The 13,891-nt window shown below is 38.0% G+C and carries 13 protein-coding genes; 6 read left to right on the top strand and 7 right to left on the bottom strand.

Annotated elements, in window-relative coordinates:
- Positions 1–33: 33 nt before the first annotated feature.
- Together SOLCA_RS21810 and SOLCA_RS21805 are read left to right on the top strand one after the other, a co-directional pair.
- Positions 34–765 carry a class I SAM-dependent methyltransferase gene (locus SOLCA_RS21810; protein WP_014682664.1) on the top strand — a complete coding sequence of 244 codons (732 nt, stop codon included), beginning with the start codon at positions 34–36 and terminating at the stop codon, positions 763–765.
- A gap of 167 nt (positions 766–932) precedes the next feature.
- On the top strand, positions 933–1,907 hold the full coding sequence (locus tag SOLCA_RS21805) for a histidine phosphatase family protein (RefSeq protein ID WP_014682663.1): 975 nt from the start codon (positions 933–935) through the stop codon (positions 1,905–1,907).
- A gap of 42 nt (positions 1,908–1,949) precedes the next feature.
- Here SOLCA_RS21805 and SOLCA_RS21800 read toward each other — a convergent pair whose 3' ends face one another.
- The 3 genes from SOLCA_RS21800 to SOLCA_RS21790 form a co-directional block, all read right to left on the bottom strand.
- A complete protein-coding gene (locus SOLCA_RS21800; RefSeq protein ID WP_014682662.1) occupies positions 1,950–2,402 on the bottom strand; it encodes a hypothetical protein in 453 nt (150 codons plus the stop codon).
- Positions 2,403–2,413: 11 nt separating this feature from the next.
- Positions 2,414–2,695: a hypothetical protein gene (locus SOLCA_RS21795; protein WP_014682661.1), complete on the bottom strand. Its 282-nt coding sequence runs from the start codon at positions 2,693–2,695 to the stop codon at positions 2,414–2,416.
- A 71-nt stretch (positions 2,696–2,766) separates the two neighbouring features.
- Positions 2,767–3,231: a hypothetical protein gene (locus tag SOLCA_RS21790; protein WP_014682660.1), complete on the bottom strand. Its 465-nt coding sequence runs from the start codon at positions 3,229–3,231 to the stop codon at positions 2,767–2,769.
- Between the two features lie 59 nt (positions 3,232–3,290).
- Here SOLCA_RS21790 and SOLCA_RS21785 point away from each other — a divergent pair, with 59 nt between their 5' ends.
- Entirely contained in the window at positions 3,291–3,776 is a 486-nt protein-coding gene (locus tag SOLCA_RS21785; protein WP_042480379.1) for a helix-turn-helix domain-containing protein, read from the top strand.
- A gap of 67 nt (positions 3,777–3,843) precedes the next feature.
- On the opposite strand, the gene gcvP is transcribed toward SOLCA_RS21785, so the two are convergent.
- Positions 3,844–6,735: an aminomethyl-transferring glycine dehydrogenase gene (gene gcvP, locus SOLCA_RS21780; protein ID WP_042480369.1), complete on the bottom strand. Its 2,892-nt coding sequence runs from the start codon at positions 6,733–6,735 to the stop codon at positions 3,844–3,846.
- 423 nt (positions 6,736–7,158) lie between these two features.
- On the opposite strand from gcvP, the gene SOLCA_RS21775 reads away from it, so the two are divergent.
- Positions 7,159–7,524 carry a methylglyoxal synthase gene (locus SOLCA_RS21775; protein ID WP_014682657.1) on the top strand — a complete coding sequence of 122 codons (366 nt, stop codon included), beginning with the start codon at positions 7,159–7,161 and terminating at the stop codon, positions 7,522–7,524.
- 327 nt (positions 7,525–7,851) lie between these two features.
- On the opposite strand, the gene SOLCA_RS21770 is transcribed toward SOLCA_RS21775, so the two are convergent.
- The 3 genes from SOLCA_RS21770 to SOLCA_RS21760 are packed head-to-tail and all read right to left on the bottom strand — an operon-like array spanning position 7,852 to position 10,680.
- Positions 7,852–8,478, bottom strand: a complete 627-nt coding sequence (locus SOLCA_RS21770) for a chromophore lyase CpcT/CpeT (RefSeq protein WP_014682656.1) — start codon at positions 8,476–8,478, stop codon at positions 7,852–7,854.
- Positions 8,479–8,482: 4 nt separating this feature from the next.
- Positions 8,483–9,196 (bottom strand): pyridoxine 5'-phosphate synthase, encoded by a 714-nt coding sequence (locus tag SOLCA_RS21765; RefSeq protein WP_014682655.1) that lies wholly within the window; start codon positions 9,194–9,196, stop codon positions 8,483–8,485.
- 8 nt (positions 9,197–9,204) lie between these two features.
- The gene (locus SOLCA_RS21760) at positions 9,205–10,680 is read right to left on the bottom strand and encodes a helix-turn-helix domain-containing protein (protein WP_014682654.1); all 1,476 of its coding nucleotides are present in this window, start codon (positions 10,678–10,680) and stop codon (positions 9,205–9,207) included.
- 161 nt (positions 10,681–10,841) lie between these two features.
- Between SOLCA_RS21760 and aceB the strand changes: the two genes are divergently transcribed.
- A complete protein-coding gene (gene aceB / locus SOLCA_RS21755; protein ID WP_014682653.1) occupies positions 10,842–12,458 on the top strand; it encodes a malate synthase A in 1,617 nt (538 codons plus the stop codon).
- 127 nt (positions 12,459–12,585) lie between these two features.
- Complete coding sequence (gene aceA / locus SOLCA_RS21750) at positions 12,586–13,869, top strand: isocitrate lyase (RefSeq protein WP_014682652.1); 1,284 nt, start codon at positions 12,586–12,588, stop codon at positions 13,867–13,869.
- Positions 13,870–13,891 lie beyond the last annotated feature (22 nt).

Below are 13,891 nucleotides of genomic sequence, written 5' to 3'. Positions count from 1 at the left end.
CATTAAAGATAATTAAGAGCGTTATCTTTAAGTATGAAAGACAACTTCTCTAAGCAATCCGATCTATATGCACAGTTCCGGCCAACTTATCCACCAGAATTATATGATTTTCTGTTACCTCTGGTACCGGATGTAAATACTGCATGGGATTGCGGCACGGGAAACGGACAAGTAGCAGCTGAGCTAGCCGGTTATTTTGAAAAAGTATATGCTACCGATATTAGTATAAGCCAACTTAACAATGCGGTTCAGAAAACTAATATTTTTTATTCAATCGCACCCGCAGAACACACTTCATTTACGGCTCAGTCATTTGATCTTATAACCGTTGCACAGGCTATTCATTGGTTTGATTTTAATGAATTTTACAAAGAAGTTCGAAGGACTTTAAAACCCAATGGTATAATCGCTGTGATTGGTTATGGACTTCTTGAAATTAACCCGAAGTTGGATGAATTAATTAATTATTTCTATACCGATATTGTAGGGAAATATTGGGACAAAGAACGGAAATATATCGACGATAATTACCAAACCATTCCATTCCCTTTTAACGAAATACCTGCGCCCAAACTTTCCGTTTCTTATAAATGGAACGTGGATCAACTAATTGGCTACCTTAACACTTGGTCGGCAGTTCAGCACTATAAGGACAAAAACAACGAAAACCCTGTTGGTTTAATAATTGATGAATTAATAAATAGGTGTGGGTCTGACATTTTTGAAGTAAAGTTTCCAACATTACTGAGAGTCGGCAAAGTTTAATCAAAAAACGTCAACTTCATGGTCAGATTTGTTGCACAACACGCTTAAGATGATTAAATTTATAGTACTTCTTTAATCAAGCCGGTTCTAAAGCCATAATTAATCCTCATTTTAATAAGAACATGATTAATTGTTATTAATACATTTTTTATAACTATTATCTCTTTATGAAGAATTTCGCTCTATCTCTATTGTTGGTGCTACTTGTTATGGTTGGATGTAAAAAAAGTAATCCGGAGCCAGATTCCGGAGACTCACGAATTACGTCCCAAGAGTATATCGACGGTCTGTTATTTGTAAATAAAAACAATTATCAGATCTCAACCAGGGAAGCAGCAACATTTTCATCTACCGATCCAAAAATTCAAATTACCTCTGCAGGTTTAGTGAAAAGACTTGTTTCAGGTGAAGTGGTTCCAATTACTATAACCTGGGCCAATGACCCGGGTAATAAGACCACAATATACGCACTGGGGGCTACCGATACTGAGCATGATGAACCTTATGCTTCCTTTCATGGTCGATTAGCCACCGATCCGTATGCATCTTATCTATTAGGATGGAAAACACTTCAAAACCTTCCTTTTGCAGGAGAAACATATGCGTTGATCTTACGCCATGCAGATGCTGACAATGGAAAAGACTTCACAATGACTACAGGACCAGCAAACTGGTGGAAGTCTTGTGACCCCAAAATTGCCAGACAACTAAATACACAGGGAGAAGAAAGGTCTGCTGAATTAGGCAGGATATTTAAAGATCTTCAGTATCCCTTTACCAGAGTGATCAGTAGTGAATTTTGCCGTGCAATAAAAACTGCACAATTGATAGATGCGGGACCAACCATTTTAATTGATGGAAGCATTAATCACATGAGTTATAACCTCACAGGAGATATTTTCCCTAACATTATTAGAATTCTAAAGGACCAACCTGTTGATAACAAAATGACATTAATTGTAACGCATCACCCAGGAAATGAGTCGAGCAACCGAGTAGCATCCTTCCCTGCTATTTCACCATTCAACTGGACAGGCGGATACTTTGTTCGAATCACTCCGACAAAAACGATAACCTATGAAGGCGCCGTGTCTTGGGGAATGTTTAAATATTGGCGGGATAAGAAAATGAATTTATTATAGATAAAAGCAGGGTAGATTAATTCTACCCTGCTTTTATTTTTGTCATTTTTTATCTTCAATTACCCAACCTTTTGATTCTTGTCCTTGTTCAAGTTTCTTAATCCATCTTTTGTTTCCACAAATAAAAACAGCGTATCCGGCTGAGTCATACGAAAGAGTTGCTTTACCTGCTTTTACTGCAACAATGAATGAATCTCTACTCGCCTTTATTTTTTGTTGATAAGGATCGGATTCCCTCCATTCGTTTATTTTTTTTGCCGATTCCATAAACTGCAGTTTTGTAAGGCCATAAGGTATCTTCATCACTGAATCATCAGGGATTTTTTGAAAAGGATTTGCCCCCCAACCCGGAGCTGGAAGATTACCATATTTATTCATCAGTTCATTATATTCCTTACCGTTTATAGTATCCTGTACTTTTGCCTCTTTTTCAAATTTATTAGTACATGCAATAACTATTGTGCATAGCATGATGATGATATATGAGTATTTCATGTAATATTTCATTAAATAGTAGGATAGGAGCCCCCAGGTGCTGGATTAAAACCTGGGCTAGCTTTAACTTGTTCGTAAAAAGGATCATAAATTGGAATCTCATAAACCGGATAACCAGGATCACTATAAAAATAATCGTTCTGAACAGTTCCATAACCACCCCATGAATAGATATCAACATACCCTGATAAAGTTATAGCAGAGTTGTAATACAGATTATACCCATAAATACTGCCACCCGTTTGTTTAGAAACGCGAATTGTAAAATATATACGTTGACCATTAGTTGTCAAAATAGGATCTCCTATTATTGAATATGTATAGGCACTAAAGCCAAAATATGAAACCGCTGCTTTCTTATTTATTATATTCCATATCTATCAGTATTATAATCTATGTGAACAATAAAGCTCCCGCCCCAACCATCAGAAATAGAAACCTCTTTACCACCAGGAACATAATCTTCCTCTTGTTTAACACCTTTATTACTTTTATCAATCCTAGCTTCAGTCATCGGTACAAAACAAATATCAGTACTCTTAAGCATTTCCTTCTTTATATTTTCAATGAGTCTGTTTTTCGCCGTATCTGCTTTATCATTTTCAATTTCTTTCTTTTGTTTTTCCAAAAGTTGAATTAACTGCTCCTCCGTAAGTTGTTTTACAGTGGTATCTGAAGTAGATGCTGGAGTTAATACCATTCTGTACTTTCGGGCTATTGTTTCCAATCGTTCTTTAGTCACATCTTTTTCAGCAGATGCAATTTCATCTTTTTTGCAGCTTGTGATGACCAATCCCACTGCAAGAGTTACGTAAATTAGTTTTCTCATATTGTTAAATAGTGTTTTATCAAAAGGAATTATAAAAACCATTTTATCCAAACAAGAAAGTGGTAAAATTATTCCCAAAAGCAATAATTGTATCCCTTTCTTGGTTTTTTGATCAAAAAATACGAAATAGCAAGATCAACCAATTTATTGCCTCTATGAATGAAACCGGTTACTTGATTAGAAAATATCGGGACGAAAAACGATACTCGCAGGAGTTTATAGCTAACAGCTTAGAGATGGGACAGAGTGCTTTTCAAAAATTAGAAAGTGGTGAAACAACCCTTTCTTTCGAGCGCCTCATCAAAATTTCAATTCTTTTAGAAGAACCAATTGATAGTTTTATTTCCTCAGATAGCCCCTATTTTGATAAATTTCAAAGAAGGGAGCGCCCCATAGCTAAGTATTTTTTTGAAAAAGAGATTGAGGTAAGAGATAAACTTATAAACGTACTGGAAAAACAAATTGAAAGCTTAGAAAACAGTCTTATTGAAAAAAGGAGAAAATTACAAGATTTATACTCCAAATTAGCCACAAATGAACGCTAAGTAAAAAGTCCGTCCCGGTTAAACCCGAACGGACTCATATTAAAAAGCACTAGGCTCAATTGTCATTTTAGTTTGCTTCAACAGCTTCTTCCATGTATGATTCAATCGGAGGACATGAACAAACTAAAGTTCTATCTCCATAAGTATCATTTACACGAGCTACCGAAGGCCAGAATTTATTATCCTTAACCCAATGTAGTGGGAATGCAGCTTTCTGACGGCTGTAAGTATGCTCCCATTCATTGGAAGTAATAACCGCTGCTGTGTGAGGAGCATTTTTAAGTACGTTATCGTTCTTATCTGCTTTACCCTCTTCAACCTCATTAATTTCATGACGGATAGCAATCATTGCATCACAGAAACGGTCAAGTTCAATTTTAGGCTCAGATTCCGTAGGCTCGATCATCAATGTACCCGCAACTGGGAAAGAAACTGTTGGTGCGTGGAAACCGTAATCCATTAAACGTTTAGCAATGTCGGTTACCTCAACGCCAAAGTTTTTGAATGAGCGGCAATCCAGGATCATTTCGTGTGCACAACGTCCGTTTGCCCCTGCATACAATACTTTATACTCATTCTCAAGGCGAGACTTGATATAATTTGCATTCAGAATTGCGTGTTTGGTTGCATTAGTTAAACCTTCGCCGCCCATCATTGCGATGTAAGCATGAGAAATAACTAAAATACTTGCACTACCCCAAGGAGCTGCAGAAACAGCATGAATTGCATTTTCACCACCTGTTTTAACAACTGCATGACCCGGCAAGAATGGAGCAAGGTGTTTTGCGACACAGATCGGACCCATGCCCGGGCCACCTCCACCATGAGGAATACAGAATGTTTTATGCAAGTTAAGGTGACAAACGTCGGCACCAATATTAGCTGGACTGGTTAAACCAACCTGTGCATTCATATTTGCACCGTCCATATAAACTTGTCCGCCGTTATCATGAATGATCTGACAAATTTCAATGATTGCTTCTTCAAATACACCGTGTGTAGATGGATAAGTAACCATTAAACCTGCGAGGTCATTTTTATGCTCGATAGCTTTTGCACGTAAATCTTCCACATCGATATTACCATTGTCATCACACTTAGTAATTACAATCTTAAATCCGGCAATAGCCGCAGAAGCAGGGTTAGTTCCGTGCGCTGATGAAGGAATCAGAATTACATTACGGTGGTTATCACCACGGCTTTCGTGATAAGCACGAATAACCATTAATCCTGCATATTCACCTTGTGCACCAGAGTTAGGTTGCAAACTTGCACCTGCAAAGCCTGTAATCTCGCATAACCATTTCTCTAATTCAGAGATCATTTGCGCATAACCGCCCACCTGATCGATTGGAGCAAATGGATGTAACTTACCAAACTCCGCCCAAGTCACAGGAATCATTTCAGCAGTTGCATTCAATTTCATGGTACATGAACCCAAGGAAATCATTGAATGATTCAACGAAAGATCTTTATTCTCCAAGCTCTTAATATAGCGAAGCATTTCGTGCTCAGAGTGATGAGTATTGAATACCGGGTGAGTAAAGAATTCCGATTTACGTTGTAAATTTTCTGCAATTGGAGAGTTTAACTTTGCAGCTAAGCCGTCAACATCTAGATCATTTAAGTTTTTACCAACAACTTTCGCAAATACTTTAACGATATTTTTGATGTCTTCAATCGAAGTAGTTTCGTCTACAGCTATACCAACCTTTGAACCATTGTAGTAGAAGTTAGCTTCAGCGTCAACGGCTTCTTTATTGATAGAACCTACATTATTTCCGGCATCAACAGTAATGGTATCAAAAAATGCTTTGTTTAAAACAGAATAACCTAATGAAGTTAAAGCATCTTTTAAAAGAACAGCCATTCCGTGTGTACGATTAGCAATTTTCTTAACACCTGCTTGTCCGTGATAAACACCATACATTGAAGCCATAATAGCTAACAGAGCTTGAGCAGTACAGATATTTGAAGTTGCTTTATCCCTGCGGATGTGTTGTTCACGGGTTTGAAGCGCCATACGTAACGCTTGATTTCCTTGCGCATCAATAGTTACTCCAATGATACGGCCCGGCATTGAGCGTTTATATTCTTCCTTAGTAGCAAAATATGCAGCGTGAGGACCACCATAACCCATTGGAACACCAAAGCGTTGCGCTGAACCAACAACGATATCAGCTCCAAATTCAGATGGAGGAGTTAATAACGCTAAGCTTAAGATATCAGCAGCTACAGTGATTTTAATGTTTTTCGCATGGCATTTGTTAGCAAACTCAGTATAGTCATAAACTTCACCATTTGCTGCAGGATACTGAACGATTGCACCAAACATATTTTCTGTTAATTCAACAGTTTGGTGGTTACCAATTAACAACTCGATACCCAAAGGCTTAGAGCGAGTCATTAAAATATCAATTGTTTGAGGCAATACTTCTTCTGAAACAAAGAATACGTTAGCACCGGCATTTTTACGCAATGAATATTGCATGAACATTGCTTCAGCAGCTGCAGTACCTTCATCTAATAATGAAGCGTTTGCGATTTCCATTCCAGTAAGATCGATGATCATTGTTTGGTAGTTTAACAATGCTTGTAAACGACCCTGAGCGATCTCAGCCTGATAAGGAGTATATTGAGTGTACCATCCCGGGTTCTCAAGGATGTTACGCAGAATTACATTCGGAGTGAAGTTATCATAATAACCACGGCCAATGTATGATTTGAAAACTTTGTTCTTAGAAGCAGTTTGCTTTAAGCTGGCAAGGTATTCAAACTCAGTTTTAGCAGTGGGTAAATTCAAAGGTTTTTTCAGTCTGATTTTCTCAGGAACTGTTTCGTTGATCAACTGATCTAAGGAAGCGGCTCCAATCACTTTTAACATCTTTTCAACGTCAGCAGTGTTTGGTGCAATGTGACGGCTCTCAAAAGCCTCTTTGTAACTGATATCTAACTTCATGCGGTTAAATTTGGAGCGGCAAAAATAGCCAAATAACATGCTATTAACAACGATTTTACGTACGAAGTTTTAAAGCTAAAACTATTAAAAATCAATTATTTGGAAAGATTTAAACATTGCCAAAACCTCCACTTTAAACCGCCATACAAACAAATAAAAATTTGGGTAAATTACCTATATGCGGAACATTATTTTAGAATCAAAGAAATGTCAAAAAAACTACATTTTCGCCCAACTTTGAACATGCAGGCAATTACTTTACATCTTACACAAAAGGAACTTATAAAGACGGAAAACTCCCAGCTGGAACCTATTATTATGTAATTGAACTTAAAACTGATTGTCCAGCTATTGTTGGAGCACTCACGATTATTCGATAAAAATAACCTCAGAAGATTATCTTTGCCCCATCAAATCTTTACTATGGAAATAGCAATAATAGCACATGACGGCAAAAAAGACGAAATGGTTGTTTTTTTAAGCCAAAACCTTGAATTATTTAAGCAAGATCATATTAAACTAATTGCTACCGGCACAACCGGTAAAAAGGCAGAAGATTTGGGATTGAAAGTTACTCGCATGCTTTCCGGACCACTAGGTGGTGATGCTCAGATTGCGGCAAGAGTGGCAGAAGGCAAAACACAAATGGTTTTCTTTTTCCGTGATCCACTTAATGCTCATCCTCATGAACCTGATATTATGATGCTAATGCGCCAATGTGACGTTCATAATGTACCACTGGCCAGCAATCCGGCCACTGCAGAATTATTGATCAAGTCAATAATGTAGATTTTCATCAACCATCTTTTTTACAAAGAGGGGAATAGATTTCTCGACTAAAAACTCATCTAGTTCCCCACCAAAACAACAACAACCTTATTTTCAAAGCATTATCCTATCAAAGGCATTGTTGCATGATAATTGTATGTCGTTATGCAAATTATAACGCTGTGAACAGTATTTCCTTTCGAACCGGACAATTATTTTTCCGAAAAGGAATATACTCATTGTAAAATAAACAATCCTGAATAGTCGATTAATACAATACTATTATCTATTAATGCTCTCATTAGGCTGAAAAAAAAGCCCCTTACTATACAGAAGGGGCTTTCTTAATTATTTAAACTGTTCTATTTTCCTGAATATATCTCCGGCCTGCTCGGGTCCATCAACTAGTTTGTCGCTTGCATTGTAACCTCGCTCCCAATACATTAATGTACTTTCACTGCTATACAACTCTATTGTTTTATAGGCAATTTTTCCATCTTTTACTGGCCGACAAAATTTCTCTCTTGTAGCACCCGTAAACTCAATCATCGTTTTTCTTACCAGGTAAAGCGGGCAGAGTTCCTTAACCATCATTGCCTCAGTAATCCCTTGTAAGGGTATTTTCTTTTGCCAATCGTTTACAAACGATTTGGGGTCGTTAAGCTGAAAAATTTGGGCAGCAAAACGGTTTTGATCAACTTGCTGAAAGTGCCAGATAAATTGTTTTTTAGGAAACTTTACCGAATCTACTGAAGCCAGCTCTCCATACATCCATAAACCATCAGGATTTTCCAGCAAAATTTGTTTCATAATAAAACTTTGAGGTTTATAGGAAGGATTAAATCGCGCCTGGTCTTCATTTGTAAAGCGGCCACTTAAATTTTCTTTTAACTGTTTCAGCTCTTTGCTTAATTTTTGAGCGTAACTAGCATTTACACTCATTATTAACAAAACAACTACAATTAATTTCTTCATCCGTTTAGCGTAATTGTCGCAAATATTGTTGAATGGTATTTTCTAATCCAAGATATAAAGCATCACAGATTAAGGCATGTCCAATTGAAACCTCAAGCAACTCAGGCATATTATCCTTAAGGTATTTCAAATTGTGAAGATCCAGATCATGTCCGGCGTTAACTCCTAACCCAAGCTCAGCTGCTAATTTTGCGGCTTCAAGGTAGGGAGCGATAACCGATTCCTTATTATTATGATAACCTGTTGCATAAGCTTCGGTATATAATTCAATACGATCAGTCCCAGTTTCTGCCGCTCCATCCACCATATCAATCAATGGATCAACAAATATGGATGTTCTGATGCCATTAGATTTAAACTCAGCAATAATATCTTTCAGGTAAGCACGATGACGAATAGTATCCCAGCCTGCATTAGAGGTGATAGCATCCGGAGCATCAGGCACCAATGTAACCTGTGCCGGCTTGGTTTTTAAAACCAGGTCCATAAAACGTTCATCCGGACGTCCTTCTATATTAAACTCTGTTGTTAACAAGGGTTTCAGATCGATAACATCCTGGTAACGAATATGACGTTCATCCGGACGAGGGTGAACCGTAATTCCTTCGGCACCAAAACGCTCGCAATCAAGCGCAACTTTAATAATATCCGGATTGTTTCCACCTCGTGCATTACGTATTGTGGCTACTTTATTAATATTTACACTAAGTTTTGACATTTTATCTCTTATTCTGTTAAGTATTCGTCAATTGCTTTTATCAGCTGTTGCTGCTGTTGCTGTTTAATATAAACCTTAGGTTCCGCCCCCCGTTCTTTACAATCCTCTAGTCTGCAACGCTCACAAGTAATATTAACTAATTTACGTTTGATCGCCTCATCGTTTAAAAACTTAACTTTTTGAATCAACAATGGATTGATCAATAACCCCAAGCTTAATGAACTATTTCTTCCCTTTGCCGGTTCCGATCTCCTTGCAATGGTTAGTAGAAGATATTCATTAGTAGAATCTACATACGAAGAACGCTGAATACCCGAAATAAATTTTTCAGAAGGAGCTTCAACCAGATCATTTAACAGCCAAATAGATATCCATCTGTTGCAATAATGCTCATTCATAAAACTGGCATGTGGATTATGTAATCCGGAAAGATGCAATTCCTTTGACAAATGAACCTCATTCAGGAGTTCGTCGTGGTCAAATTTAAGAAAGAAAAGTTGGTTTAGTCCGAAGAATTTAGGAAGAATGCTTGTTAATCGATACATAAAAACTTCCGGACTGGCTGGGTAATGACTGATAATCTCATGTATTTTTTCAGGAGACCATTTATTCATCGCAAAGAAACCTTCCATATCTTCAACCAGTTGATCGCAGGATATCAGCACAGCACCTGCAAAATAAGAAGCTCTAAAATTATTGAGCACAGCATCAAAAGACTCTGCTTTTACCCAAACTGAGGTATGTGGACGAGCCTCTACCTTCATCAATTGAAAACCAATTTCCTTTGCCAAAACAAAAGCTTTCTGTTCAGGTGTTAAGTCCTTATTGACTAAAAGTTTTGACTTCTGTTGATTAAACAAAGAACGCAACTGTACCAGATTCGGACGATTTTGTAAGGTATAAGAAACCGTTATTGAATACTCTTCTTTAAGAATCAATTCCAGCTGCTTCAAAATAGCATCGATTGATACATTCAGATTTTTATCTTCAATAAATTGCAAAGCCAATTGCTCTAGATCACCGAAGTAGTTCTCACGCATTTCCTGATAAGATCGAAGTGCGTCGAAATAAAATTGTTCTACACTGATATCACGACTTCTTGCTATTTCAATAAGTGTATTCACAAATGCCCCAAACTTTGCAGGTGCTGTAGAAAATACATCTACCAAGGTTGCTGTATCAATCCCAAAATGTTCTAAAGGCAGCTCTTTCATTACCTCTGAGCTCAATAAACGCGCAACAGTAAGCAACTTTTTATCCAATTCCAGTGATACCAGTTGATCATAAGGAACATCAAGAGCATCTGCAATTAGCGCAATTTTGCTTGGCTTAGGATGCTTTTTCCCCTTTTCAATTTCATTCAGGTAGGAAACAGAAACACCTGTTTGTTGAGCAAGCTCTGTTAAAGAAATTCCTTTATCAGCGCGGGAGCTTCTGATTTTCAGCCCCAGAATTAATCGTATGGTCTCTTCGTTGAGTATCAATGTTCAATACATGCCTTTTCAGATAGCATTCATTCAAATTAAAGCAATCTGCACAATGAAAACAAATTTTCTCCAAAAGCGAAAAAATATTTTCAGCGAATTTTCGCTAATAAAGAATTTTTACTATATTCGTTTTATGTGATACTAAAATTTATAAAGCGATGGAACAACCGACTGCAAGCTACATGGTTGAGTTTAAGAACGACTCGAACCAGTTTTCTGAAAAATTGCTCACTTCTGAGGCAATTGAATTTCTTACGGCCCTTCATAATCAATTCGAACAACCTCGACGCGAATTGCTGATCAGAAGAATGGAACGTCAACGGGAAATAAATGCGGGAAAAAACCCTGACTTTTTACCAGAGACTGCAAAGATAAGATCAGACAGTTGGAAGATATCGCCTGTTCCAAATGATTTACAAAACAGGAGAGTCGAAATTACAGGTCCGGTTGATCGCAAAATGATCATAAATGCACTTAACTCATCAGCAAATGTTTTTATGGCTGATTTTGAAGATGCTACTTCACCTACATGGTACAATATCTTATCCGGACAGCAGAACCTCAGGGATGCTATTAGGAGAACGATTGATTTTGAAACCGAAGATGGCAAAGAATATAAATTAAACACCAAAACAGCCGTATTGGTTGTAAGACCTCGTGGCTGGCATCTCACTGAAGCTCATTTCCAGGTGGAGAATCGACCTATGTCTGCTTCCTTATTTGATTTTGGGCTCTATTTCTTCCACAATGCACACGAGTTATTAAGTCGTGGTACAGCTCCATACTTCTATCTTCCAAAATTAGAGAATCATTTAGAAGCAAGATTATGGAATCAGGTGTTTGAATTTGCACAAGAATATTTAGAAATACCAAAAGGAACCATTAAAGCGACCGTCCTTATCGAAACTATTTTAGCTGCTTTTGAAATGGATGAGATCCTTTATGAGCTACGTGACCATATTGCTGGCCTAAACGCCGGACGATGGGATTACATTTTCAGTATTATCAAAAAATTCAGAATGCAGCAGCGTTTTGTAATGCCCGACAGAGCTTTAGTAACCATGCGAGTTCCGTTTATGAGAGCTTATACACAGCTACTTGTTCAAACTTGTCATAAACGTGGTGCCCATGCAATTGGAGGTATGGCTGCTTTTATTCCAAACAGAAAGGATGGAGAAGTAACCAAAATTGCATTGGAAAAAGTAAAAGATGACAAGGATTTTGAAGCTGCAAACGGATTTGATGGAACATGGGTAGCACACCCCGACCTAATTGAAATTGCAAAAGATGCTTTTGAACTTGTATTAGGCTCCAAACCACACCAAAAAACGGTTATTCCTGAAGTACAAATTAAGGCTGAAGATCTGCTAAATATACAATCAGCAGGAAATACCATAACCGAACAAGGAATACGATTGAATATTAATGTTGGCATCAGGTATATAGCTGCGTGGTTAAACGGTTTAGGTGCTGCTGGTATCAATAATTTAATGGAAGATGCAGCAACCGCCGAAATCTCAAGAGCACAACTTTGGCAATGGGTTCGTCATGGAAGCATCACCGATCAGTGGAAACTCATTGACCGTCACCATGTAAATGATCTTATTGATGAAGAAAAAGAAAAGATCAAAGCAGAAGTCGGAGAAGAAGCTTATCACACCAATCATTTTATGCTGGCAGGTTGTCTCTTTCATGAATTAGTGTTCAGCAAGCAGTTTCCGGAGTTTTTAACACTACAAGCTTATCACTACATATCGACACCTATTAGTTCATAGTTGATGGATCATAGTTGATGGATCATAGTTCATGGTATTAACTAATCGGTGTAATTAAACGGTAAATCAATGTAATCACATCCTAATCGGTGTAATCAACAAATTAATCAGTGTAATCCAATAAATCATGAAGAATATAGAAAAGGCGCAACAACTAGCAGCGCACTGGGCAACCCATGCAAGATGGAAAGGTGTAAAAAGGAGTTATACAGCCGAACAAGTACTAAAACTTGCAGGCAGCGTAACTATTGAATATAGTTTGGCACGACTGGGTGCAGATCGCTTATGGAAATTATTAAACGAAGATCCTTATGTTTCGGCATTAGGAGCATTAACGGGGAATCAGGCCATTCAAGAAGTGCAGGCAGGATTAAAAGCAATTTATTTAAGTGGATGGCAGGTGGCTGCGGATGCCAACTTATCTGGCGAAATGTACCCGGACCAAAGTCTCTATCCTGCTAATAGCGTTCCCAGTGTAGTAAAACGGATTAATAATGCGCTGCTACGTGCCGACCAGATTCAAACAATGGAAGGTCGTGACGATGTGCATTGGCTGGCTCCTATAGTTGCCGATGCAGAGGCTGGATTTGGAGGTAACCTGAATGCCTTTGAATTGATGAAATCGATGATTGAGGCAGGTGCTGCAGGTGTACATTTTGAAGACCAGTTAGCGTCTGCAAAAAAATGTGGCCATATGGGAGGTAAGGTATTGGTTCCTACAGGAGAATTTATAGCTAAGTTAAATGCTGCCCGATTAGCATCTGATGTGATGGGCATTCCTACTGTTTTGGTAGCTCGCACAGATGCTGATGCTGCTACATTAATAACAAGTGATTGCGATGAACGCGATCTTGCATTTATTTCTTCAGCAGAAAGAACCTCTGAGGGTTTCTTTAAAGTAAAAGCCGGAATTGAACAAGCAATTAACAGGGGCTTATCTTATGCACCTTATGCAGATCTTGTCTGGTGTGAAACATCAAAACCTGACATCGGGCAAGCACGTGAATTTGCTCAGGCTATTAAAGCAGAATACCCTGACCAGATGTTGGCTTATAACTGCTCGCCATCTTTTAACTGGAAGAAAAATCTGGATGAAAAAACGATGTTCAGTTTTCGTGAGCAATTAGCCGATATGGGGTACAAATTTCAATTTATTACCCTTGCAGGATTCCATGCCCTAAATACGGCGATGTTTGAGCTTGCTTTATCTTATAAAGAAAAGGGTATGCTAGGATTCTCTGAATTGCAACAGCGTGAATTTGCTTTACAAGATAATCACGGATTCAGGGCCGTAAAACATCAGGCGTTCGTTGGAACAGGCTATTTTGATGAAGTTCAAAATACGATAATGAATGGCGTTGCATCAACAACTGCTTTAAAAGGTTCGACGGAAGAAGAGCAGTTTCATTAATTAGTTAACCAATCAATATACA

It is taken from the genome of Solitalea canadensis DSM 3403 (assembly GCF_000242635.2).
In the GTDB taxonomy this organism is placed as follows: Bacteria; Bacteroidota; Bacteroidia; order Sphingobacteriales; family Sphingobacteriaceae; genus Solitalea; species Solitalea canadensis.
The sequence above is the reverse complement of the archived record's forward strand: the minus strand, read 5'-3'. Positions and strand labels throughout refer to the sequence as shown.